At 49.2% G+C, this 26,133-nt stretch carries 16 protein-coding genes; 4 read left to right on the top strand and 12 right to left on the bottom strand.

Annotation, left to right across the window (positions count from 1 at the left end):
• Positions 1–177: 177 nt before the first annotated feature.
• The 12 genes from DP091_RS20080 to DP091_RS20030 all read right to left on the bottom strand — a co-directional run bounded on the left by DP091_RS20080 (position 178) and on the right by DP091_RS20030 (position 19,378).
• Positions 178–861 (bottom strand): DUF554 domain-containing protein, encoded by a 684-nt coding sequence (locus DP091_RS20080; RefSeq protein WP_113059949.1) that lies wholly within the window; start codon positions 859–861, stop codon positions 178–180.
• A gap of 70 nt (positions 862–931) precedes the next feature.
• Positions 932–1,351, bottom strand: a complete 420-nt coding sequence (locus DP091_RS31625) for a GyrI-like domain-containing protein (protein WP_220091180.1) — start codon at positions 1,349–1,351, stop codon at positions 932–934.
• 5 nt (positions 1,352–1,356) lie between these two features.
• Complete coding sequence (locus DP091_RS31620) at positions 1,357–1,641, bottom strand: MerR family transcriptional regulator (RefSeq protein ID WP_220091179.1); 285 nt, start codon at positions 1,639–1,641, stop codon at positions 1,357–1,359.
• A 194-nt stretch (positions 1,642–1,835) separates the two neighbouring features.
• Positions 1,836–3,437 (bottom strand): CehA/McbA family metallohydrolase domain-containing protein, encoded by a 1,602-nt coding sequence (locus DP091_RS20070; protein ID WP_113059948.1) that lies wholly within the window; start codon positions 3,435–3,437, stop codon positions 1,836–1,838.
• 263 nt (positions 3,438–3,700) lie between these two features.
• Positions 3,701–6,916 carry a glycosyl hydrolase gene (locus DP091_RS20065; protein ID WP_373456936.1) on the bottom strand — a complete coding sequence of 1,072 codons (3,216 nt, stop codon included), beginning with the start codon at positions 6,914–6,916 and terminating at the stop codon, positions 3,701–3,703.
• Between the two features lie 27 nt (positions 6,917–6,943).
• A complete protein-coding gene (locus DP091_RS20060) occupies positions 6,944–8,947 on the bottom strand; it encodes a glutaminase family protein (RefSeq protein WP_113059946.1) in 2,004 nt (667 codons plus the stop codon).
• Positions 8,948–9,111: 164 nt separating this feature from the next.
• A complete protein-coding gene (locus tag DP091_RS20055) occupies positions 9,112–10,770 on the bottom strand; it encodes an extracellular solute-binding protein (RefSeq protein ID WP_113059945.1) in 1,659 nt (552 codons plus the stop codon).
• A gap of 72 nt (positions 10,771–10,842) precedes the next feature.
• Entirely contained in the window at positions 10,843–11,739 is an 897-nt protein-coding gene (locus tag DP091_RS20050; RefSeq protein ID WP_071220677.1) for a carbohydrate ABC transporter permease, read from the bottom strand.
• A gap of 12 nt (positions 11,740–11,751) precedes the next feature.
• Complete coding sequence (locus tag DP091_RS20045; protein WP_113059944.1) at positions 11,752–12,678, bottom strand: ABC transporter permease; 927 nt, start codon at positions 12,676–12,678, stop codon at positions 11,752–11,754.
• A gap of 43 nt (positions 12,679–12,721) precedes the next feature.
• On the bottom strand, positions 12,722–15,799 hold the full coding sequence (locus DP091_RS20040) for an alpha-mannosidase (RefSeq protein ID WP_113059943.1): 3,078 nt from the start codon (positions 15,797–15,799) through the stop codon (positions 12,722–12,724).
• Between the two features lie 24 nt (positions 15,800–15,823).
• Positions 15,824–18,064, bottom strand: a complete 2,241-nt coding sequence (locus tag DP091_RS20035; protein WP_113059942.1) for a hypothetical protein — start codon at positions 18,062–18,064, stop codon at positions 15,824–15,826.
• Between the two features lie 165 nt (positions 18,065–18,229).
• Positions 18,230–19,378: a GntR family transcriptional regulator gene (locus tag DP091_RS20030; RefSeq protein ID WP_113059941.1), complete on the bottom strand. Its 1,149-nt coding sequence runs from the start codon at positions 19,376–19,378 to the stop codon at positions 18,230–18,232.
• A gap of 318 nt (positions 19,379–19,696) precedes the next feature.
• Here DP091_RS20030 and DP091_RS20025 point away from each other — a divergent pair, with 318 nt between their 5' ends.
• From DP091_RS20025 to DP091_RS20010, 4 genes are all read left to right on the top strand, one after another.
• Positions 19,697–21,751, top strand: a complete 2,055-nt coding sequence (locus DP091_RS20025) for a GxGYxYP domain-containing protein (protein ID WP_113059940.1) — start codon at positions 19,697–19,699, stop codon at positions 21,749–21,751.
• A gap of 526 nt (positions 21,752–22,277) precedes the next feature.
• Positions 22,278–23,366 (top strand): GerAB/ArcD/ProY family transporter, encoded by a 1,089-nt coding sequence (locus tag DP091_RS20020; RefSeq protein ID WP_113059939.1) that lies wholly within the window; start codon positions 22,278–22,280, stop codon positions 23,364–23,366.
• A gap of 3 nt (positions 23,367–23,369) precedes the next feature.
• The gene (locus DP091_RS20015; RefSeq protein ID WP_113059938.1) at positions 23,370–24,902 is read left to right on the top strand and encodes a spore germination protein; all 1,533 of its coding nucleotides are present in this window, start codon (positions 23,370–23,372) and stop codon (positions 24,900–24,902) included.
• Positions 24,871–26,103, top strand: a complete 1,233-nt coding sequence (locus DP091_RS20010) for a Ger(x)C family spore germination protein (RefSeq protein WP_113059937.1) — start codon at positions 24,871–24,873, stop codon at positions 26,101–26,103. The genes DP091_RS20015 and DP091_RS20010 overlap by 32 nt, the downstream gene beginning before the upstream one ends.
• The last annotated feature ends 30 nt before the right edge of the window (positions 26,104–26,133 follow it).

Here is a 26,133-nt window from a genome sequence, read left to right as displayed (position 1 = left end):
AGTCCAATTCTAAGATGCTGTCGGTTCTCCTATATTATTGAAATTGTCACAAAACTTATGCACTAAGGTAAACAATGGTTCATTCCGTGAGGATGGTATGAAATAACAGCAAAAAAACCCGCTATCCGTTGGCGGGCTATCCTTGAAATGAAGATATGGCTGAATCCGGGTTTCATATTAAAAACCGAGCAGATTTTTAATCGTAATGAATACGAACGGGATCAACAGCGCTGGCATGAGATTCATGGTTTTGAAGTTTCGTATGCCCAAAATGTTAAGGCCTGAAGCAAAAATTAATATGGCGCCAATGATGGATATTTCGGTTAGCAGCTCCGTTGTAATAAAGCCAGAGGCTGCGCCGGCCATCGCATACAATAACCCTTGCCAACAAAATGTGGCCACGGCTGATAGAATGATGCCAATGCCGAAGGTTGAAGCCAGTACAATGGATGTCACGCCATCCAATATGGCATTGGTAAACAGATAAATATGATTATTGTGCAAGGCGCTCTCGATCGGTCCGATAATGGACAGTGTTCCAATACAAAACAACAGAATGGCCGTAGTTAATCCTTCAGCCAAATTACCCTTGGTGAACCTCGACACCGCTTTTTTAAATCCCTGCTCCAGGTTCAGCTTCTCCCCGATCAGACCGCCTAAGGCAAGACTTATAATGAATAAGACGGGATATTGGCTATCCGGCATATACTTCACGATCGAATTCACACCAAGAGCCATAACGGCCAAACCCATCGCCTGCATCAGGATGTCCTGATAGGTTTCGCTCATCCCCTTCTTAAATACATTTCCAATCGTGCTGCCTACAACAATGGTTGTTACGTTTACAATGGTTCCTATCACAGTCGTTCTCTCCTACTAAATATGTTTTGATACAAAGAATAAACCCTCCAGCAGCTGGAGGGTCAATCGTTTATTTAGCAAGCATTTGAATTTCGGTTACGAATTGAGAGGGATCACCGGTAAGCCCGTAATCAATATACGTGATCTCCAACGCATCCTCGATCAGGCTGTATCCTTTTTTCTCGATATAATCCAGGGGCTTTCTATAATAAGGCGCTGCATCTTCGTGTGTCCCGGCAAACCGAATCGTAATATAAGTGCCTTTGGGCCATATCTTCTCTTCGACCTCAGAGCTGCTGCGCGCGCTTTCCTGCTCCACAATGACAAAAATGGAGTCATATTCATCAAATTTACTTTGCATTAAACGATTAATCGAGATCGATAATCCTACTTTGCCAAGGAAAATGGTGGACTTCATTTTGGTGCTGTTCTCCAATAATCGGATCGGCATATCCAGATTGTCGCTTTTATGTATGTTCTGTTTGAGCAAAACCATCACTCTCTCGGGAAACTCGACTTCCCGAATTTTGTAGAGCTCTTCCTTATTCGAGGCATCTTCGATCTGCTCAATTCGGCTCTTGATTTTCGCCCGGATTCAGGGATGCCAAGCGCCTTGAGATATAGAATGGTATTCAGCTGCTCGAATTGATCGACCGAATAATAACGGTAATTTGTCAGATGATCCACGGTTGCCGGTTTAAATAAATCAATATCGTCGTAATACCGGAGGGTGCGGATATCGATCTGAAAAAGCTTGGATATTTCACCGATCGTAAACATATCATCTCTCCTCTCCTTAACAGCCTATACCCTTCGTTAAATTTGCACAATAAAATGATAGGATATGCAACAAAATACAACCAACGTCTCATCAGCTATATTCCGGGGCATGCATCATTATACTCCGTGTAAAAAAACAAAAAGACTACCGAACCATCGGCAGTCTTCTAAATCAATCGAGTGCGAGTCGCATCCTACTGATGCTGTCTCTGTTTGTAAGGGCCTTTAACCGGCTTGTCGCCAACGCTGACAAAAATCGGATTAGAATAAAACCACAGGTCGCTGTAGTTTCGTTTATTAATTTCCGCAAACCGCCGCTCGTTGTCTTCGATGTCCGTTTTCGGATCTATGAGTGGGTCGCCATTGCTTGTTTCTCCAGCAACATTCACGCCAAGATTAGTCCCTCTTAATCGGAAGTATTGATCCTTCGTTGCGGTCGTCCGATAAGTGATGACGTTGAATCCATCCCGATCGGTTTTCCAATCCTTGCTCGTAAACCGTTTAACCACTTTCGTCGAATCGTTGGTGCTCTTGCTGTAAGCCGCCGTACCTGGGCGCGCTTTACCTGTTACGTCGCCTGAGATCAAATCGACATGATCTACGGTTACAGGATCACCGTTGTTGTTTTTGCTCGGGCTCTTGAATCGAATCGTAATTTCGATCGGGTTCCCTTTTTTCACTTGCAGGTTACTCCCCATCTCGGCCTGCTTATTCCCATGACGAACGCGATAATCCAGTGCGTTAATTAAATCGCCGTAGACGGAGAACGATTTACCCGAACGCATACCGTTAAGTACGCTTTGCATGTCGTTCCCATCTACCCAAGTGTAATTTTTAGCGTATTGCCCGGGCCAATATCCACTGGAGTACAAACGGTTTTCGCTGATCTCAAAATGAGAATCCGAGTTCGCAAAGTTCCAAAATTCGCGTCCTTCGCCAAGCAGTGCATCCCATACGCCGCCAACCTTGGCAATCATGTAATCAGCGCCGCCGTAGGTTCTGTTTTCCGGCGTGGTTAAGTTTAGTCCGCCGCGATCCGGTTCCATCTGATTCCCGGGCATGCCTTCCATTCCGAACACCACATTTGGCGCAATATTGTTGAAATCCCGGATATCCGCGATGGTGTACACGGTTTTTCTGGAAGGATGGTTGAGCAATGCATAACTGCTGTTTCCATAGTTTTTCTGAAGCCATGCCAGCGCTGCTCGGGCATCTTCGGGAGTCGTAAAGGCCCGGCTGTCTTGTTTATTCCAATCGGCGACGTCTTTGGCATTGAACATCGCTTCATCGCGATCAGTGAACAGATACTCGAACTGACGGGCTGCCTTGAGGCTTGATTCTGAACCGAATTTACCTGATATAATACCGATTCCCACGTGTTCATATGTAGGCATGTCCCACTCAAAGCCTGAGAAGATAATCTTGTTCTTGTATTTCCCTGTTTCCTGAAGCTGCTGAATCTTGGGAATCTGGTATTGAGCCATTCCCATGGAGAACGGAATAGATCCGCCGGCAAGGGGATTTCCCTCGTCGTCCCGTTTAGAAACTCGAAGATGGTCGGAGACCGCGAGCCAATCCAGGCCATACTTCTGGAATCCGTTGTCCAGCAATTCCTGCAGGGATTGACTGGCATCATCGGATTGATACGTATGCGCGTGATACTCCCCTGTCATCCATTTGCCGTTTCCTTCCGGCGTAATCCTAGCCCCATCTTCCTTTGCATGAACGATCATGCCTTGCGAAAAAATGGACAAGCTGAGCGCCAAAACCATGATGGTTTTCCTCTTTAGCTGCACTTCATGGCACCTCCAAATGATATCTTCGTCAAACTTCTTAAGTGTAAGCCTCCACGATGAAGAGAATGTTATCGTAAATCGTTGATTGTGTAAGAGTGAGTTCCTTATTTCTATAATTCCTATGAAAAGACACCACCCTTGAAACATGAAATACGCAAGTTCTGCACCTTATAGATTACATATTAAATATTATGTAAACCTTTTAAAAGAATGACTACAACCTAACCTCGGCTGCAGTCATTTTCAAAGCTATCCATTTAAGATTACAATCTATTAGACAAAGTTCGACGCACCAGCTTCACCCTTCCATTCATCCCAGAAGGCAATGCAGTCTTTCCATATAAGTTCTCCAGCGTATTGGCTGCCCGGATGGTAATCCAATTGCTCCCCTGTTCAACATATGGCGTGATGTTCCAGTGATAAGGAGGCCACAATCGAATTCCTGCCTCCATATCATTCACATATAAAGAAGCCGTCTCCCTAATATCTTCAACTTCGAGCCATAATTCCTCATCCGGAGCCAAGCTAACTTGGGTCAGATCCACTTCCTGTGAATATTCTCCCGCTCCCGCATAATAAGGATAGCCGGCAGAAGCCCAACAACCAAACATATGTTCTGGACTCGTGTTTAGCCTCCTCTCATCTTCTATAACAAAAGGTCCGATCAAAAATGCAGGGAATGAGATGACCGGCATCGGCTCCAGCAATGAAACCGTCAGAATCTCAAGTTCGTTCTCGCCTGCTAACAAATGCGGCGTGATATCCACGCTAGCATAGTGTTGATCCTGCCAAGTAGAGGGCTGCAGCGCATTCTGTCTTACGCCATTCACGAAGATTTCAAGGTTGCGCCTGCGCTGCAGGAAGCCGATATGGGAAGGGATTTTCTGCTCCACATCGTCCAGAATGAGCTCGATCTTCGGTGATGGGTTGTTATTGGATTGATCCGGAAGGCCGCCACCGCTCGGTGATTGCAATCGTTCGATCAATTCCTGCGTCATGGTAAACGATGTACGATACGTGTTCACTTGCCCAGGCATCGTAGCGTTCATCCTGGACTGTCGGTCATTCAGCGTGACCTGCCATTGGTCCAGTAATAAAACATTAGGTTCGAGTGTTTGGAATCTCCATAGATTATCAAGAAGGGTTACATCCTCGGCATCCCGCATCACATCGAACATTTGTTCTATTGAACCAATTGGGCTCTCCTCAGGTACAACCGAGAGCACTCGCAGCTCTCCAGGTGCATAGGTAAGAACGGAATCGTTGGCTAACCGGCGTATTTTTCCGCTATCCAAGCCCCATTCTTCGAATCGGTACTTCGCCTCCATTGCATCAAGCTTCATGGAAACGGGATTCTCCGACCAGTTCATTAGCCACACATATACCCGGTTACCGAACAAACGTTCTACACTAATCAAATCCTCATGTTGTCCTTCGATCATCTTCCATCGTAAAACAGGAGTTTTCCTTAATAACCCGCTTACACGTTCACACAACGAATCAATCGGATCAGGAAGTGGCAGGTTCTCCAGGGAATAAAACAGAGCATACCCCTTGCCGATGGATCGTAATTCGTTATGCTGCGGAGTCGAACCAAACAGCGCATGCATATGCTTCGCCAGTTCCGGATCATGATGCAAGCACTCGCTATGCCGCGGTATCGCTCCTACGGCAATGAGAGTACCGCCTTGCTTAACATACGAAACGAGGTCTGCGGCAATGTCCTTCGACATGACCTCAATCTCCGGCATAATCAATACCGAATATATGTTCCCACACCCGTTAAATCGCACCCCTTCTCCATCCATAAAGCTGGCTTCGCGAAGCTGAGATTCGTCTACATAGTCGTAATCAATGGATCTGCGAAGCATCCGATCCGACAGGAGCGAGAATAGAGCATCGGAAGCGGGATGCATATTTGATTCACCTGATGCGAACATAACTTCGTATACCGTATGAATAGGAGACAGCAGAAGAACCTCCGGTGTACGTTTACCGCTCGCGCCAAGCAGACTCAGTCGTCCGAGATAATCGGCAAAAGCGCGATAATGCGGCCAATGAGGCGCATGCTTGAATTCCGTCGGCGGGAAATCGGTTTTCCGATACCCGGCAAACGAATAATAGAACGCATGCGGGATGAAGAGGTTAACGCCCAGAAATGCCATGAAATTGGCATCCAGCCGCCGCTCTCGCATGGAATAGCCGTGACCGCTTGCGCCAAACGATTCGCAGATCACCCGTTCCTTGCTGTTCAGCTGAGCGACGGAAGCTGCCGTCTTCACCGACACGATCCGGTGCGGATTCTCCTTCGTCCCGATGCCGGGCGTTAAATAATCCACGCCAGCGTAGTGAAACTGCTGCAGCACCCGGGTCTGATTGCCTTGCGATCTAGCCTGTCCCCAGACCGGCTCTTCGAGCGTATGACCGATGTAGAGCAGTCCATGCCTCTCACACCATAAACGAATCGCATGATGATAACCCTCAACATACCAGCGTGTAATCGTATCATAATATTGCTGCTTTGTTGACCGGCTGCCATCAACCATGTTATATAACAAGGCGCCTAACCGCGGGATGAGATCATAGCCGTTCTCTTGCTGATATCGCTCCGCCATCCCTTTCGTCCAAGCGAAGACCATGCCCGGCAGAGTAGCGCCTACATCGTGAACTGCCGTCCGGATCGCTTCTACCCCAAAGAAACCATCGTGGATCATTAGCCCGGGTTCGTCGGTGAAAACGCCCTGAATCGTTGTGCCAAAGTATTCCTGCAAGGACTGAAACGGATCATAGGACATTCGGATGAAAGCCTGAACGGCTTCCGGATTCAACGTATCCAAGTAGTACCCATTGGTAAACGTGATCCCTTCCGCGATCTCGCAGGACCAGCAGGCCAGCACGATATAAGGATCCTCCGTAGTCGGCGTCCATTCCCTGCCCCATACATGCGTGAGATCCTCCGGTTCATCACAGAGCAGCCATTCCCCATCCTGCCAAGCAGCGCGATAAGCCAGGATGGCAATAAGCTCATTGTGATCATAGCGAGCAAAATCCAGCTTCAATCCTTGTTGTTGTCCATCAAACGTATATCTTTTCTCTTCAATCCTTAAGTAACGCATGCGATATTCCGGATGCTGACGCGTCAGTTTGCCGCCCAGCGTTCCGCTTGGCCAATTGTCCTCATCGTACAGCCAGACGACCATATTACGTTTCTTGCACTCCAGGGTGCAGAACTCCAATGCTTCCATAAATGCCGGCGACAGGTAAGTGGTTTGCATCCCATGACGCGCATGCAGAACTACACCGCCGACACCCGCTTCATACATCGATTGGATCTGGCTTTCCAGCTCCGGCTTCGCGAGCTCATGATTCAGGAACCAGAACGGCTGCGGGCGATACGTGGCATCCGGATTCTCGAATTGCTGCTTCAGTTGCATTAGATCCTTATGGGCTGTTTCTTCCTGAACGTTAACGTTATTCAACATGCATCACCTGTCTTATCACAGATTTCATTCAGACCGGGACATAAGCAACTGGATGAAAAAACCACCGACAACGGAACGATTCTGGAAATTCATCTGTTTGCCGCTAATCGTGTCATACCAATCGGTCACTGGAACGCGAGCGGAGGTTTCATTCATAAAATCCCATAAGGGCTCAATCATGGCTTCGAACTGGAATTGCTTGGCACTCATGGAGGCACACCATACCAGCCAATCCGCTTTTGTATACGTATCGCGGCTATCCAGCGGAAGGCCATAACGATTCTGTTTCAACTTATAATATTCCAGCTCTTGGGCAGCAACTTCTTTTGGAAACAGGTTTAATTCCAGCAGGCGATCCCATACCAGATTGTATTTCATGCTCCAGGTATCGTTTGCGCTGTCGAACGTAAGCTTATAATGATCACCCGCATCGGCCATGGATATCCACTCTTTCGCCATATTCCGAGCGGCTGCAAGATAAGAGGCCCCTTCCTGTGAGCCCAGCAGGTCGCACATATACGAATACGCGGCAATGCCCAAGATCGCTTTAATGGACAAATTCGCATTATGCGCCAAATGTCCGGCAAAATCATCCGTGCACAGCTGGTTATCCGGATCGAGTCCATGCTGCAGTAGATATCCCGCCCAAGCGGTAAGAGGTTCCCAGTGCTCCCGGGCGAAATCCGTATTCCCTTCATATTTGCATACCGCGGCAGCCATTAGGAGCATATTCCCGCATTCTTCGATCGGCATTTGGTATTCCAGCTTGTTCTCGCCATACACCTGCCCGTTGGCTTTGGGGTATGTTCCCACGTCATGAGGCGCAAAATCGAACGGCCAATCAGGGCTCATGGCATACTTATAAATCGGGCGCATCATCCCCTTGACCAGTTCAGGATTGTATCTCAGGAACAATGGAATCGACGGATAACTGACATCGACCGTAGCGATGCATCCGTTGCTGAAATTCTCCTTGGAAAAAAACAGCACATGCCCCGCTTCATCGGCAACCAATTTATGCGCGGCTACCGCCTGTCGATACGTCAAGGCCAAGATATCCCGGTATTTTTCACCGCCTGCGGCAAGGCTCTCCGCCATCAACTCGCGATTGAAGCGCTCGCATTGCTGCATGACGACTTCATATTGGGCGGCGGACTGCAGCAGCATGTCATGGAACGTCAATCCGTTTCGCTTCCAGTAAGCATCCAGCGGCTGGTTAAAATATTCGATGGCATGAATATCGTCATACGCAAGCATCAGATACTCAGATACCCATTCATCCCGTATTGGGCCCAGATCGATTTCGGCTGCCATAACGGGGATATGATTGGATACGGCCCGCGGCTTCTGCCGATCATCTTCCGGAGGTAATTGACCGGTTCGTACATATAACTCACGGCTTGATACAGAATGAATGACCGTCTGGATTCGTTCCGTACGGGGAACAGCCAGCACCATATACCCCCAATCGATTCGGGTATCATCTCCGGCAAGCTGCAGGATCGGCTGTTCGACAGTACCCATCGCCATCATATTCAATTGTCCATCGATAACGCGTTGCTCCCAGGTCACTTGCTGATCCGGGGTATGCACGCACCATTCGCCTGTGACATCGAAGTAGAGCTTTACATCATGCTCGCGCCCATCCATCGAACGAACCTGAACTGTCACATACGTTACGGGCCGGGATAACAGATCAAGATCATTCAGTAATAAAGGCGTGGTGAACTCAACTTGAAGCTCAATGCCTTCTCCTTGGAACCTATAACGGGTAGTTACCGGCTCAACCGTCAAATCGGTTTGCTGAAGAACTTCAAGCTCGGGACGCTCTGCTGAATCCGCTGTTGCTACCCTCCCCATAAATCGTCTGGGCAGGCCATCGATGATCGCAAGGCCGACCATGCCTTGGATCTTGTTCGTCCAATGCCGGGTATGATCATCGTAGAGATGATCCGCAGCGGACCATACGCTGAAGTAAGGATCTACCGTGACCAGCGGTACGGATGGAGGTCTGAATTTTGTTGTCATCTGACATCAACTCCTTCATGTCTTGTTTATTCTTGACGATGCCTTCTATATCCTTGTGATGGGGAAACAAAAACCAAGAAGAGCACCAAAAGGCTCCGCCCCCTTGATGGCCAAGGTGCTGCGAAGCCTTTCGTTTTACCGGGCTCCCTTGACGATGGAAGTCATCAGTTCGGCATCTGAACGGTTACCACGTCTTTCCCCTTCAGATTTTCGTTCGTGAACTGCATCGCTTTCTCATATCCTGTCTTGCGGAGCTGTTCCCGTAGTTCATTGATTATGCTCATTGCCGCTTCATCCGATTTGGCAAATACCGCTTCCTTCCACGCATCTCCCATTCGATCCATCGATGGCTTCAGCATTTCCCATTCCGGCGCCTTCGTGATAACATCACCCGGGTTATAAGCGGTAATTACGTGAATGCCGTTCGGACGGAGGATTTTGCGAGCGTTCTCCATCGCTTCAAGCCTTTCTTGTTCCGCCCAGATGTCTCCTCCCGCAGCGGAATTGATGCGGTCAAGCCCTGTCAGCGATTCCAGACCGATGCTGATGCCTTCGTTCTTCCGCAGCTTCATGTTGGTGTCCGTGCTGAATTTGTCAAACCATTCCTGATTAGCGACAGGCTTGCCGTCCTTCATGTCCCAATGAACGCCCTGCACCCCGTACCGGGCCAGCATAAAGCCTTCATCGGAAGCCATGAAATCCAGGAACTTCAATGCAGCGTCAACGCAAGCGCCTTTGCAGCTCTTCGTGATCGCCGTTACGTTATTTCCCTGAATCCCCAGATCGACAGGCCTGTCCGGCTCAACGTCAGCGCGCTCCAACGGGCCGAGAGGAATGTAGTCGCTGCCCGGATGCGAAGAGACATACTCCTTGGAAGCATCCAGGATGGCCGGATAGTGTGCGGCCAGGATGGCGATGCGGCCTTGATTGATTTTTTCCTTGGCAATCGGGTCTGTCTGGGTGAAGGCTTCAGGATCCATCAGCCCCTCTTCAACCAGCTTTCGATAAAACAGCGTGTATTCTTCGTAGCCCTTGGTGAAGAAGTTATGTTCAACCGTGCCGTCGCCTTTGTCGACGTAACTCGCTCCGGAATAAAACATGGTGTTGCCGATGCCAACGGCCCAGCCGTTACTGAAACCGCCCAGAGGAAAGACCGGCTGGCCGTTCTCCTGCAGATTGGCATCCTTGATTTTTTTGAGGAAGTTGTAGAAATCCTCCTTCGTCACAACGGATTGCGGATCGACGCCGACTTTCTCGGCGATGTCTTTGCGCACATAGAAACCATAAAGCCAATCCATGCCGTCTTCGTTCGTGGCCGGCTGATTTTGCAGCAGCAAATATTTTTTGCCGTCGTAGGCGTCTATCGCTTTCTCATATAATGCCGGCGGCACATTTTCTTCCGCAATCGATTTGGACAAGTTCGGATAATCCTTCAGCTTGTCCGATATATCCACCAATTGTCCCTCTTTGGCAGCCTTAATGATGCCATCCAATTCCCCGCCCCAGGCTGGCCCGGTATAAATGTCCGGCAAATCCTGCGTGGCGAAGATCTGGTTAACCTTCTCCGTCTCGCTGCCTTTGGTATATTCCCACTCGAGGGTAACACCGGTTTTCTCCTTAATGACTTCCTCCACGGGCGTTATGGCATCGGAACCGTTGGAGCCATTCCAATTGTGTAGTATTTTGAGTTTGTATGAGTTCTCTCCTTCTGCCCCTTCTCCGTTATCTCCGTTCCCTGATGAATTCGTGCAGCTGATCAGCAAACCTCCAACCATGATGGACACGAACAATGCGGATACGCCTTTCGACCAAATCCTCTTCAAACCAATCGCCTCCTGGAATATGGATATCAATGATCTTGGTAAAGCTTTGGACAAATTCCGGGTCAGGATGACCTAACCTTTAACTGAACCGATCATAACCCCCTTTACGAAATATCGCTGCAGGAACGGATAAATGCACAAGATCGGGAAGACCGTAATGACAAGCAAGGCCATCCGGAGCGATTCCGGCGTTGCGCCAGCACCGCTGGTTCCGCCAATCGTCTGCCCGCCCTGCTGCGCGGCTCGCTGCATCGAATTTGACAGCGCTTCAGCTTCCGTCAGCATTTCTTGCAAGAGGGTCTGCACCGGTATCAAATCTTTGTTGGATACATAGTAAGCACCCGAGAACCAATCATTCCAATGGGCCACGCCAATGAATAAGGAGATGGTGGCAAGCACCGGTCCCGATAGCGGCAGTATAATCCGCACGAAAATTTGAAAATCGCCGTACCCGTCAATGCGGGCAGACTCCTCCAACTCCTCGGGTATGCCTTGCAGGAAGGTTCGGATGATGACGATATGCATGAAATTGAACAGCATCGGCAGCACATACACCCAGAAGCTGTTGATCAGATGCAGCTTTTGCAGCGTGATGAAGAACGGGATGAACCCGGCACTGAAAATCGTCGGCAAAAAGATGTAAAAGGTGAAAAAAGAACGGCCCGGCAATGTCTTTTTGGAAAGCGCGTAGGCCATGAGCGTACACAGCACAACATGCAGGAATGTACCCAGCACGGTGCGCATGAGCGTAATTTGGTACGCCTTCCAGATGCGGGCGTTGTCGAATACCTGGGCGTAGTTCTCCAGCGTGAATTTACGGGGCAAAAAATAGATCGCCCCCATCATCGAATCCTTCCCGTCGTTAAGGGAATACGCCAAAATGTAAATAAACGGATAGATCATCGAAAATCCGATGATGGCGAGAACGGTGTAATTGAACATCGAGAAAAAAGACCATTTACGTTTCATTACGTCACCTCCTTAGAACAGGGATACATCACTGACTTTGCGGGCGATGCGATTGACGGTCAGAACCAGGATGAGCCCGATAATGCTTTGGAATAGCCCGACCGCAGCGGCGTAACTGAGACGCCCTTCCCGGATGCCGGAATTGATGGCGTGCACGTCCAGCACGCTGCCCATACTGGCAGTCGCAGGACCATTCAGAAGCAGGAGCTGTTCGTACCCGGCGCTCATCAGATTCCCCACGGCAAGAATAAATAAGATGATGGCCACGTTGCGGATACCCGGGAGTGTCACATGCCACATCTGCTTGAAACGTCCTGCGCCATCGATCTTGGCAGCCTCGTAGAGCTGCTGATCGATACCCGCAATGGCGGCCATGAAGATAATCGAATTCCAGCCGATGTTCTTCCAGATATCGGACCCGACAATCATCTGATAGAACCAGGTAGGATTGTTCAGGAACTGGATCGATTCGACCCCAAACGATCCCAGCAAGTCATTGACCGGACCGCCATATGGAGTCAGTAAACGCTGCATCAGCGTGACAACCACGATCCAGGATACGAAATAAGGCAAATAAGAAAGCGTTTGAATCGTCTTCTTGAATTTCATCTTCCGAACTTCATTTAATAGGAGCGCAAGAATGATCGGCATCGGAAATCCGATCAGCAGCTTCATGAGACTGATGATGACCGTGTTGCGAATGATGTCACCGGACTGATAGTAATTGAAGAATTGTTCAAAGTACTTGAATCCTGCCCAGGGACTCCCGGTGAAGCCGCCAACGAAGGTATAGTCTCGGAAAGCAACTTGTATTCCGTATAAGGGCACGTAAGAGAATAGAAAAAACCAGACGATGCCTGGCAGCATGAACAAGTAAAAGAGCTTGTGCTGCCAGATTCGTTTCATGAATCGGTTGTTGGTTAATCGTGACTTGCTCACATTCCCACCTCTCCTTTCAGTGGGGCGGACGGGCCGCCCCGGGTTATCCTAGCGGTAATCTCAAACGCAGCGTAATGATTTCAAATGGCGTAAAGGATAGCGCAATCTGGTTGGATGCTTCGCCAAGCGGCAGCGCTGCAAGGATGTTTTCCATCAGATCCGTAGTCCAGGCTTCGGCCGCTTCAAATCCACAATGAAGTGTTGTGCTGACATGTGTTCCCGATGTTTCATACAGACGAACCACGATGTCGTCGCCATCCTCGGCTTTCTTGACGGATTCCACCATAATGTTTGGATGATCCGGCCGAATAAATGCTTGGGATGACGGGAGTTTTCCTGTCGCTTGGTCAGGCACGGAAGGCAAGGAAATCGTCCGAAGCGGGATATTCAGCTCATTGCCTCGTCGATAAATTTCGGCTTGAACATGGTTCCCTTGATGCGGATACAACGAATATGTGAATCGGTGCTCCGCACGGTCTGCATCCGGATCCGGATAAGAGCTGCTGCGAAGCAAATGCAGATCCAGAACGTTATGGATCGCCCGATGGCCGTATTTGCAATCATTGAGCAGCGCGACCCCATAATCCGGCTCCGATAAATCAACCCATTGATGAGCACAAATCTCATCCTTCGCAAAATCCCACATCGTGTTGCGGTGGGTCGGCCTGCTCAAGCTGCCGAACTGGATCTCGCAATGAACCTGATCCGTACGTATATTGACCGGGAACGAGGTTCTTAGCATCTTGCCGTTCTCTCTCCAATCGACGGACGTCTCGAAATCGATACGCCGGCTGCCCTCCGTCAGCACAACGGTCTGCGTCAGCGCAGATTCGCCATAAGCGTACTCGAAGACCAGCCCGACTCGCGGCCCGTCCCGCAGCTTCTGTATCGCGAGGAGGTTTAACGGCTTGCCCGGGTTCGCCGAATAGTCATGACGGAAATCCCATGCATCCCCTTCGTCATGGTACACGCGAAGATCGTTACCCGAGTGGCCTTGCTGAATGACTTCGCGAGCTTCCGCCTTATCCAGGATCGATAGAATGCCCCCGTTTTGATCAAACTTCACGATCAGTTTGTCGTTCTCCAGGCTTCGCTCCGAAACTGTAACGTCTAATTCCGCTTCCGGTGTTTCCAAAAGCATTTCAATACCTGACGCTACTTCATCTTCAGCTCCGGCATCGGCGTCATTCGATATGACGGTGTAGCCCATCGATGGAACCAACACGTGATGCCATCTTCCATTCGCGCGCAGCCACTCCCGGCGTTCCCAAGGCAGCGAATTGAAAACGACCGTTTCGGGGGCCGGCTCTGCATCGCGTGATATGTGGTCGGCCAAAAAGCGATACGTCTCGGCAATCATAACTTCCGTATGTGATAGAAGCTCTTCATACCGCGCTAACGACTCGTCGTATACCCGCTTAATGGAAGATCCCGGAAGAATGTCGTGGAATTGATACAGCAGAACTTCTTTCCAGATCGTCTCCAGCGTCTCGGACGGGTATGTCCTGCCTAACCGGGCAGCCAGCACGGAAGCAAACTCCAGCTCGCGCAGCGCTTTCTCCATCTTCCGGTTATACCGTTTGCTTCGCGCCTGACTGGTCAGGGTGCCTTGATGTTTTTCCAGATAAAGCTCACCGCGCCACGTCTGGAATGAATCGCGTTCTTCGTTCAATCGCTCAAAGAACTTCCACGAGGGCTCCTGTATGACGGGGGATAGACCAAGCAGGTTCTTCTCGCGTGCAAGCCGCTCCAAATGCTCTTCACCAGGACCGCCGCCGCCGTCCCCAATGCCGAAGAGCATCAGGGCATGACTGGATACATTTTTATCTAAATATTCCCGCTCCGCTTTGGCAATGGAACGCGGGGCTGCCGGGCTGTTGTACGTATCTTCAGGCGGCATATGTGTTAAAACGGAGGAACCGTCAATCCCTTCCCATAGGAAGGAATGGTGAGGGTGCCGGTTGTATTCGCTCCAGGAGAGCTTCTGGGTCATCATGTAATCCACGCCCGACTTCTTAAGCAGCTGCGGAAGACTTGCGGAGTAACCAAATACATCCGGCATCCACAGCGATTTCATCTCCAAACCGAATTCCTGCTGAAAATACCGCTTGCCGTACAGGATCTGGCGCACCAGAGATTCGCCGCCCGGCACATTGGTATCCGACTCCACCCACATAGCCCCCTGCGGTTCCCATCTGCCTTCGCGTACCCGCTCCTTGATCTGTTCATATAACGTGGGATAATGCAGCTTCATCCAGTCATATAGCTGGGGCTGGCTGGCGCCGAATACATACTCCGGATAGCGTTCCATCATGCGAAGCGCAGTCGAGAACGTCCGGGCGCCTTTCCGGATCGTTTCACGGATGGGCCACAGCCAGGCCAGATCGATATGCGCATGACCCACCGCGCTGATCGTCAAGACCGGATCGCCTCCCTGCAAGCTTAATTGTTTATCCAATTGCTTCTTCGCTTGATTGACCTGCTCCAGCGAGAAATCCGTCAGCTTCAGGGATACGTCATATAGGGACTGATAGATTCTCTCTTTGCGCGCGGTTCCGGCAGGAAGCTGCTCGGCAGCTTCCAAGAGGACTTCGACATCGTAATAGAGAGCTCGAATGTCTTCCCGGCAGATTGCGAGGACAGCCTCTTTCACAGTGCCTCCCTGGTATTTGCCGAAGAGATCGTTATTGCCTGCATCTGCCCATACTTCAATGTCAGATCCGCTCATGTACATGTCATGAAGCCGGACAACACGCTTGCCGGGGAGTCCTAATGAAAAATCGAATTCCGAATTCACGGTAGTCAATCCCTGGACCGGCGATCCTTCCCGGTCCACCAGACACAGCTCGCCGTTAATGTCCAGTAAAAGGACATGGTCTTCCCTACGGCTATTTTTCGGAAGGCTGCCGGTAAATCGGAACCAGGCACATTCCCATAGGTTGCCCCATCTTTCTCCTTGGACAAGCGTCAGTGGCGTACCCGTCATTCGATCCATAAACGATACGGGTTCGGGCGTAACCCATGCCTCCACTTTCAACTCGGCAACCGGCTCATATATCGCTTCCCGAAGCTGGTTTAACATTTGTTTTAAGCGTTCCGGCCTTATCGGTTCGTATGGCATGATGATTTGCTCCTCTCTAGTGCGTCAATCGGCTGCAGATTCAGGTATGAACTTCGCTTTCCTTGCTGTCCAATCTACCTGGATCTCTGCATGGTTCACGCCGCCATGTTCATACTGCAGCAGCACGGTTAGCGACTGCGGATCCCATACCCATCCAGCAGGTACGGCTTGATCCTGAATAACGTACTGAACAGATATCGGCTCCATTGGGCAATACAATCTCGCGCTTGCCTGCAGATTGGACGGCCCTCTCGCAATGAATCGGAAGCCTGATTCCGTCTGGACAAGATCCTCGATGCGGGAGGAAGCGGCAATGACGGATACCTTGCCGTCCGAAGGACGCCCGGCCTCAACATCATAGAGCAGCGCTTGTTTCCCGGGGCTTAACGTAACCTGATCCAGAACGGATAGCTTCGAATCGAACAAGTCCACAATCGGGCCGGAGATATTCAACGGCTCAGCGGAGATCGATTCCTCCAGAACCGAAGCGATCAGATAAGGGCCTCGCTTGAGCTTGAAATAATGTTTGGAATTCCACGGTCGCTCTGCGCCGTGAAGTGCTTCCAGCGTGGCATGGACGGCGTGCCGCAGCCCGTCTGCCCCCGCTTTGGAAAGGGTGAGTTCAGCCGGATGTTGATCCAACCAGCACACGACGCCTTTTCCTGCCGGATGGACGCCTTCCGCTTTCCCCTTCAAGCCAAGCTGCTCAAACAGATGCTCCCGCGGCGAGTTATACTTCGAGCCAAACGGTTGATCCTTGCGATCATTGTTCCACCATGAACGAATGCCGTGATACGGGTCGCTGTCATCGCCAACATAGATCAACGCCCCGCCATCCTGCACCCACTGGGCAAGTGCATTATGAATGTCCGGATACTCCGGTTTGATGAACTCATAGCTCAGAACCAGTACGCGGTATGGAGCCAAATAACCCGGATACCGCCTTACATTATCCAGCTGAAGCGGACGAACCGGGATTCCATGTTTCAGCAGCGGCAGCGACAGACCGTAAAAAGGGGAAAAATCGAGAAGCTCCGTGTCCCCTTCCGCCTGAAATCCTTCAGGGTCCGTACCGTCGTATTTACCGGCATCGGGCGCTTCCGGATCCGGCTTCATCCGCTGAAACATCGCGGAGTCGGCAATAAGAACGCCAACCTGCAACTCATCCTCTGCCGATTCGATCACTTCCTGGTCCATATTGCCCAGCGTGTGCATGACCTGGAGCAGCGTCGTTGCATAGTCAGACGGGATGGATTCCTTACCCGATCCGTCTTCAGATGGATAAGTTCCCTTAAAGATTCTTCGCGGCCAGGGTGAAACTTCGTAATGGGCCACTCCGGGATGCAGCAGTGAGGCGACCACGGTCTTTAAGTAGTTCTGTTTGTAATCCGCCCAAGTGTGGTTCGGGTTATCCTCAATCGGATCATGCAAGAACCACATGCGCCTGTCGGTTCCGCGGACCAGCTCCTGCATCACGCCATATTCAAGGTAAGCGGTTTCAAAGGTCCGCTCCTTGCGCAGTCCTTCATACACATTCGGCGTTCGGGACGTCCCCGTCCAGATCTGTGCAATGTACCCGTCAATGGACGGAAGCTCTACGAGCCCGGATTGCGGGCTGACAATTCGCCACTGCGTGTAATTGATCAAGGAATGAGTCGGAACGTAAAAGCGAAGGACTCGGCCGTAACGATGCAGCGCGTAATCCTTCATCTCTGCACATAACCGGTCCAGCACGCGTGTGTATAAATACGCTTTCAATTTGGAAGCCCGGTATTGTGCGTCAGGTGAAGCGTGCGGCGGCATCCATGGCTCTTTGTAATACAGCAGCCATTCCCGCTTGAATGCTTCCGAATAACCGCCATTCACCCAGAATTCGGGCTCCTCCAGATGAATGGCCTCTACGCCCGCATCAACCGCGACGCGAATTCGATCCGCTAGAAAGCGTCCAAAGGAAATCGTTGGCACCATGTAAGGAATAACCGGTTGTTTGCCATGCAGGATCATCTCTCCGTGACGATCGGTCTGTGCTTCATCCCAATGTGGTAAGCCGTCAACCTCCCCGTCCAGGTAGTTGTTGTATGTCCCCCATGCGACTCCAGTCATCAGATGGACGATATATCCTTTGTCCTTCCAATTCTGAATGCGCTCCGGCATCGTTTCGTCAATTCCGTAGACCATTACAAAGTCAGTCTGAAGATCATAGTCGGGGTGATACGGAGCCGATTCCTGAAAACCGGTTCGTTCTTCTCTGCGATCTCTTGGCACGTTCTAAACCTCCCTGCTCAGGTTAGATGCACTCTTGCTTCTTGGTTATCCATCATTTTCTAGAATATAATATATAATATTAATATATTCAATATGTTTTTTGAAAAGGGATAAAAAAAGCCCTCTCCGTTAGTTGACGGAAAAGGCTTTTCCTAAGCGTAAGTATTAAGATTGTGGAACATGACCCGACGTTTGGCGAATGACCAGCTCCGGCTCAATCAGCAATTTGCTGTAGCTCTTCACTTCAACATGACCGCGCAATACATCGAGCAGTTTACCGGCAGCCTGGTGTCCCATATCCCATTCAAACTGTTTGACATGGGTAAATATGCTGAATTCCTCCACGATGGAAGTCGGATCGTCGAAGCTGACGATCGAAACGTCTTCCGGAACGCGAAGTCCCGCTTGCTTGGCCATCTGATAGATTTGGACGCCCAGTCTCCCGTTTAGCGAAATATAGGCGGTAACCATGCGATTTCGGATGTATCGGTACAATGGATGAGCTTCGGCATCCTTGAGCACACTCAGCGGTTTGAAATCCGTAATCATATGCGCGGGATTGATTAATGCGCCTTTGTCCTTTAATGCATCAATATAGCCTTCGATACGCTCCTGAACCGTGACGGTTTGAAGGGGAGAATCCGAGCATATGGCGATGTTCCGGTGTCCAAGCTCCCATAGATGTTCAACGGCGAGCCTCGTGCCGCGCCTTCCATCAGCGGCAATATAATGCGTCTCGACCCCTGGCAAATACCGGTCAATCAGCACAAAAGGAAAACCGGATAGCTTCATACCCAGTATTTCCTCGTTGTAGTTCTCCTCGTCGACCGGGAATATCAACAGGCCTTCGGCTCCGAGAGCCTTCAGCTCTTTGATGGCCTCCTTTTCTTTTTCCAGCTTGCCGTCGGTCAGCATGATCATGCTGCGATAGCCTTCGTCATTCAGCGCAGCTTGGATTCCCTCAATGAGTCTGATCGCGAAATAATCATGGATGGTGGGCATGATCACGCCAATGATGCCCGTGGCCAGCCTCCCCTCTCTTCCCTTAAGCTTCGCAGTTGATGACTGGCCCGCAGTTAAGAAATCGGCCTCCTCTGCTACAAAACTGCCTTTGCCCGGCACCCGGGCAATTAATTTCTCATTCGCTAATCCGGTTAGGGCATTGGCAACCGTTATTTTACTGACATGAAACTGATCCATCAGTTCCTTCTCCGTCGGAATGCGGTCACCTGGCTTCATATTTTCTGTTATTATGACGTGTCGGATATAGTCCTGGATTTGCTGATACAACGGAATTCGATCGTTTGCACTCATTCTAATCACATCACCAATTCATTCATGATATTTGAAATATATAATATATCCTTACACAGACAAGCGCAATAAACAAGCAGGAGTCGATCATCTGTTATAACGACAATCTCTTGATATACCTATGTTTAAATTGCCTGATTTTCAAGAATTATAGGAAGTTTTGTCGAACCACTTGTAAAACCATACTTGAATATATTAAATATGTGTTGATAAGCGGAGTGTTGACCGGCTATTGGGCCGAAAAAGGAGGATCGATGTTTGCGAATAAACACGCGCTTTCATTTCTGACCACAGATCATAACAAGGAGTGAATTCGCCATGGCTCGTAGATTCACGATTCTCTGTTTAGCTATCCTATGTGCTTTTTCATTAACGACCAGCGCAGCTTATGCTTCGGAAACGAATCCACAGTCAGCGCAAACTGACGGCTCCCATCATCGTGAACTGCCAAGTTTCAAGAAGCCTAAGCATCTGGACGTCGCAGATATTTATGATGCACCAGGTGACATCAAATTGTTGTTAGGAACCTTGCAGGGAATCGTAAACAGGGAACAGCCCCGAATCTATTTGATTGAATCGCAGGAAGAAGGGAAAATGACCTGGCTTAACGATATCAATGTGCCTTACACGCTTCATGAAGACTATTGGGACGTGTTCTCCGCATATCGCAGCGAGGCAAAAGGCATGATTGTATATGATCCGGAAGTTCCGGATACGATTAATGTCGCCACCACGCTCGCAGGTTTGAAGAATGCGGTGGTTGCCAGCCCTGAGCTGGCCGACAAACTGTCCAAAGCTCCACACGGCTTGAAGATCCTGGACGATCTTCGAGGCAAATTCGATAATCGGCTTGAAGCTTACACCTGGCAATATGAGCAGCTGTGGGAGAAGACAACGCATCAGATGCTGATCGGGCTGGATCCGGATACAGCGATTCGTATTCCTTCCGGACTGCCTGAATCGTTCGTGACGATTGCGGAAGAGAAGCAGCAGGTGCGGGATGCCAGCAATCGTGATACTTATAACCTCGACCTCTCCTCCCTCTTGGGGGAATCATCCGTTTATCTGCGCTTTGATGATGCTTTTACCCAGGATGGCTGGGGACCTGCGGTACATGAAGTTACGATCAAGGCTGACGGCAAAGAGATAGCGAACTTCATCGCAGGAACCCCCGAAGAAGAGTCTTATCTCTATGATCGGCAAAACTCCAAATTCGGTGAAGGCCAAGGCGGTCACCGCTTTGCCGATAACGGCAGTTATTTTGTATATGAATTCACTCCGCCTGCAGGAACCGAGAAATTGACCGCAGAAGTCGATATGTGGAACCAGTACAAGGTTTCGGCGGGGAATGTCCGCCCGCCTTCTGCAGAGCAGCAGGAGCCCTATGGCTATTTAAGAGATTATGCCGTTGCCAATAAAGCGATGGTATTCTGGCTCGATTCCAATGTACCTGAGCAAAAAGCTCTATTCGAGAAAATCATGTCCGATGTGGAGCCGGGCACCCCTTACCTCGGCTGGTTCAGCAATGACGTGGAAGGCGAGTTCAGCTCGGTCGAGATTGCCTCCCGTTACGGCGTCTACGTGCTGGCGGCCGATTGGTTCAGCAATCTGACCGTTTTCTCGGGAACCAAGCCGAAGTTCAAGCTGGCGAAAACACCTCCACAGCCGGCGCTTGAGAACAAGATTTATGTGACCTATACCTTTACGGAAGGCGACAACTTTCAATATAACCAGCATCGCATGCGCATCATGTGGGATGACCCGGCCAGAGGCAAGGTTCCGATAAACTGGACTTCAAGCCCATTGCTCTATGAAGGTGCACCTGCAATATTGAATTACTATCTGAACACGGCAAGTGAGAACGATTTGCTCATTGCCGGACCTTCCGGTGCCGGTTACTTCTATCCGAGTCCATGGCCCGACGCAAGCTTCCGTGAGTTTATGCAGCAAACCGAGAAGTATATGAAAAAGACAGGAATGACAATCCCTTATGTACTGAACCGAATCGATAGCGAAAATGTGCCGTTATCGCCGTTTAAAGCAAAAGCTTATGAGGAGGAATATAACGTACCCGGTTTATTTATTAGTTATGAAGACAAATACGGGGTTGAAATTATTGGCGACAGTCTGCCCGTGTCTACGATCCGGGGGATCAGCACCGTTCAAGACGGATTGCAGGTGCTCAATGAAGCCAAAGCGAATTGGGATGGTAAATCACCGTTGTTCGTCTCGCTCGGTATGCTCGCATGGAGCATGACCCCGTCCGATGCGCTGGCGCTGACCGAACAGCTCGGCGCAGATTATAAAGTCGTTCGCGCCGATCATTATTTCTCCTTGATCCGTGAAAGCTACAACTTGCCAATCAAGAAATGACGATATTCAGTTAAACAAGTGACAGACGTATAAGGGCATCGCAGGTCCGATTATCATGGATCTGCGATGTTTTTTATGATGGAATAGAGATTCTTTCCACACCATGGTTACGGGATATAGCGAGAATAATTAATGCCATTAAATATAATTAGTTAATGCCATTAACAATCACAAGTTCACGGTTCGCTGTATGTATTTAATGTAGTTAATTAAATCGATTAACGGCATGAACTAAATGTGATCAACTTCCTATTTCATGTAGCAATAGACACTCACGACACCAATGATCTCCATACATGCTCCCCAACCAGAGCATTATCCTCCCCTCCGCACAACTACCCACCCGAATTACGCTGTGTCGGTAGCTTGCATCCAGATGATTTCCCCTGATTATTTCTTGGGTAATCGCAAAAACCACATCCATTCGACAGGAGACCGAACGCTCCTCCTTATACATAAAATGCGGCAAATGGTGAATACTCACTATATCGATTAGCATGTATTCCCTCATATGGAGATTAGTATAATGCCCACTAGCAAAAAAATATCATTGATTGAAGTCTACTTTATCATGCTGTTGTCCTTGGGTATCACCAATCATGTTATCCTGATTCCGCTTATTCTGCAGTACGCGGGCCGTGACGCATGGATGGGCACCCTGCTGACCATGATCCTTCATATAGGCTGGGTCTATATTTTGTTTTTTATCATGAAACGAACACAGCAACAATCGATATTCGCCTGGTTCAAATTTGGTTTTGGTCCGATCCTTGGCTGGATATTCGTCTGCATCATTTCACTCTACTTTTTTTGGATGTCCATGGTCATATTAAGAGAAACGGTGACATGGATTCGGGTTACCTATCTGCCGCAAACGCCCAAAACGGTCGTCTCGCTGACCATTATTCTGCTATGCGTATATGTGGCCAATAACGGAATTCGCTCGATAGCGATCATATCCGGCATTTTGCTCCCCGTTGTGTGGGTATTGGGCCATTTTGTAGCTGTGTCGAATCTCCAATATAAGGACTACTCACTGTTAACTCCGCTATTCGTTGAAGGTTACATTCCTATGCTTAAGAGCATGGTCGTGGCCGGAGGCGGGTTCATGGAGATGATTGTGCTGATCTTTCTTCAGCATCACATGAAACGAAGGATGAATTACCTCTCGATTGTTATATTATCGGTTCTTCTCGGCGGGCTCACGCTGGGACCATTAATGGGAGCGATCGCTACATTCGGTCCTGTACCCGCGATGGAATCCCGCTACCCTGCCTACGAACAGTGGATGCTGGTCACCATTACGAAATATATAACCCATGTCGATTTTCTGGCACTATACCAATGGATATCAGGGACATTAATCCGCATCTCTCTTTTCCTGCTAATTATGGCCGATGGTATCTCATTTAAAAAATCCAGGCGACGCCTTTGGTATTTGTTAGGGGTGGGTATCGCACTGATTGTCTTTTCTTTAATACCGGCAATCGATCGGCAAATCGAGTTATTCGTTCTCGGCAAATACTCTGTTGCATTCCTTGGCTTCGTGTCTGGGCTAACGCTATTCATTGCGATCCTAGTTACATTTAAACCTAAAACCAAAGGGGGCGGGTAAACGATGACACATCACAGACCTCGAAATCGAATGTTCCGTCGACAATCGAAACAAGCTCAGTTTGCAGTTGACCGCCGCAAGCCTGCTTTCGATACATTGGATGAGAATACCCTGCGCTCCATGTTTGCCTCCTCCGCAGACGTTGTCATCCAATCCTTTCCGGCAAAGAAGGTTAGTGCGTTTCCTGCATTGCTCATCTACTGCGAAGGTATGGTTGATCCCGCACTGATGACCCAATATGTGCTGCCGGATCTGCAAGATAAGCTGGAGCACTTCAAAGAGTGGGGACCACTGGCCAGAGAATTGGATAAATCGATGGAATGGAGTGAAATTAACCAGCATGCCGACGTTGTAAAGCTTTTGTTCGAAGGGCACATGATCCTGTTTTTTTCAACAGAAAAATGCTGTTATTCCATCAATATCGCCGCTCGTCCGAATAGACAGCCTGAGGAATCCAATACCGAGGTGGCCATCAAAGGGGCGAGAGACGCTTTTACGGAGGATATCACCACGAATGTGGCACTCGTCCGAAAAAGGCTGCGCACGGCCACTCTCCATAATGAACAAATGATCATCGGAGATCGCAGCCAGACCCGGGTTTCACTTCTATATATTACCGATATCATACGCCCGGAAGTCGTCAACGAGGCTAAAGAGCGATTAAAAGGCATCCATGTCGATGCACTCATAACGAGCGGCCAACTGGAGGAGGCTCTTTCCGATTCCACGCTCTCCCTGTTTCCGCTGATGGATTATATCGGCAGGCCGGATTTTGTAGTGGAGTGTTTGCTTCGAGGACGTTTCGTTATTCTTGTGGATGGTTCGCCAATGGCGTTAATTGCACCATGCAATTTGATGGAATTATTAAAAACGCCCGAAGATTCCTACTTCCCCTACTACTTTGTAATCTTTGAACGGCTTCTCAGGCTGCTGGGTCTCTTTCTCGCCATTATGCTACCGGGGTTTTGGATTGCCCTGACAAGCTACAACATCGATCAGCTCCCTTTCCTACTTCTTGCGACGGTCACTGTCTCCAGATTCGGACTTCCGCTTTCCTCCCCCATGGAGATTTTATTGATGCTGGGCATGTTCGAGCTTTTCAGAGAGGCTGGCATCAGGCTCCCCAAAGCAGTCGGTCAAACCATCGCAGTCTTAGGCGGACTCATCATCGGTGATGCTGCCATCCGTGCAGGCCTCACATCACCAACCATGCTGGTTGTCTCAGCAACGACAGCAGTCGCGACTTTTACTTTAGTCAATCAGACGCTAAGCGGAACGGTCAGCATTATTCGACTCTATGTGCTCGTCTGGTCCTCCTTGCTGGGTATGCTCGGATTTTTCATTGGGATATTAACCCTTGTCGCATACCTGTCTGTTCTCGAATCCTTCGGACTTCCGTATTTAGCTCCCCTATCGCCCTTAACGGTCAACGATTTGATGAGTTCCCTCTTGAAAAAACCATGGGCTTTCAACAAAAAACGACCGCAAATGCTTCAAACGCTAGATGACACATCTGAAGAAAAGGAACCTGGATGAAATGACAACCTGCGTCAGAATCACAAAATTAATGTGGTTAATCGTATTACTCAATTTGATAACAGGCTGCTGGGACATTAAAGAAATTCAAGACATCAATTACATTACTGCCATCGGAATCGATCAAGAAGACGGGAATTTTGTTGTTTACACCCAGATGATGGATTTCACATCCGTGGCCAAGATTGATTCAGGAAAGGCTGAAAAGCCCTCCCAAATATGGACGTCCAAAACAAAAGGAAAAACCTTGGACTTGGCGATCAACAACATTTATGACTCTGCGCAGGAACGTACGATCTGGAGTCATATTTCCTGTATCATCATTAGTGATAACGTATTGAAATCGAACGTCCTAACCAAACTGGATACCATCGGACGCTACCAGGAGGTTCGCATGACGCCTTGGGTATTCGGCACAAAGGAATCGATCGAGCAATTGATGAATATCCCTGCGTTTTTCAACCTCTCCCCCTTAAATACATTAGCCCATGAACCTATTGACGAATATAAACAGAAGTCTTATATTAAACCGATCCGTTATTTCGATTTCATGGCCCTGATGACAGAGCCAGGCTGGACAGTTATGCTTCCAAATCTCACGATCGATACAAAGACATGGAGCCGTAACCAAAAAGAAGATCCGAAGTTAGAGATTAACGGAGTATTTGCTATATCCAAAGGGGTGTCGAAAGGCTTATTCACCAATGACAAGCTCACAGGTTTACGCTGGCTGGAAGCCGATACAGAGCGTTCACACATCCCGATTACCAATCAGAACGGTGAAATGGCAGGAGTCGCGGTATTATCCAGCCCTAAAATCAGCGTGAAACTAAACATTGTCAACGGCATGCCCAGATACCGCGTTAGCGTCAAGTTAACTGGAAACGTAGTGGAAGCACTCGATGATATGAACAAGACAGATATTGAAATACAGGCGGCTAAGGGGGTGCGCGAGGAAATTTTGACTACGTTTAAAAATGGGGCTGCTACAAAAACGGACCTCTTCAGCTTGGAGCACGTGTTGTTCAAGAGGGACACCCGACTTTGGAAAAAAATCAATCAGTCGTCTGCTCAAGCGATTGATACGAGCTCACTGGAGGCAGTTCACGTCGAAATCCATCTGGATCACGCCGGCATGAAGCTGCTCCCTCATCATAATGGTCCGATTACACCTACGACTAAAGACGAAGCTGACTCCTGACACTCCATAATAAAGAACACATAATAAAGG

Origin of the sequence: Paenibacillus sp. MDMC362 (assembly GCF_003269305.1) — a bacterium.
Lineage (GTDB): Bacteria > Bacillota > Bacilli > Paenibacillales > Paenibacillaceae > Paenibacillus_AQ.
The sequence above is the reverse complement of the archived record's forward strand: the minus strand, read 5'-3'. Positions and strand labels throughout refer to the sequence as shown.

What these genes read in the sequence shown, in the direction of transcription:
- DP091_RS20050 (WP_071220677.1), bottom strand. Translation starts at nt 11,739, where the DNA reads ATGAAACGTAAATGGTCTTTTTTCTCGATGTTCAATTACACCGTTCTC.
- DP091_RS20010 (WP_113059937.1), top strand. Translation starts at nt 24,871, where the DNA reads ATGACACATCTGAAGAAAAGGAACCTGGATGAAATGACAACCTGCGTC.
- DP091_RS20015 (WP_113059938.1), top strand. Translation starts at nt 23,370, where the DNA reads ATGACACATCACAGACCTCGAAATCGAATGTTCCGTCGACAATCGAAA.
- DP091_RS20020 (WP_113059939.1), top strand. Translation starts at nt 22,278, where the DNA reads ATGCCCACTAGCAAAAAAATATCATTGATTGAAGTCTACTTTATCATG.
- DP091_RS20060 (WP_113059946.1), bottom strand. Translation starts at nt 8,947, where the DNA reads ATGACAACAAAATTCAGACCTCCATCCGTACCGCTGGTCACGGTAGAT.
- DP091_RS31620 (WP_220091179.1), bottom strand. Translation starts at nt 1,641, where the DNA reads ATGTTTACGATCGGTGAAATATCCAAGCTTTTTCAGATCGATATCCGC.
- DP091_RS20025 (WP_113059940.1), top strand. Translation starts at nt 19,697, where the DNA reads ATGGCTCGTAGATTCACGATTCTCTGTTTAGCTATCCTATGTGCTTTT.
- DP091_RS20030 (WP_113059941.1), bottom strand. Translation starts at nt 19,378, where the DNA reads ATGAGTGCAAACGATCGAATTCCGTTGTATCAGCAAATCCAGGACTAT.
- DP091_RS20040 (WP_113059943.1), bottom strand. Translation starts at nt 15,799, where the DNA reads ATGCCATACGAACCGATAAGGCCGGAACGCTTAAAACAAATGTTAAAC.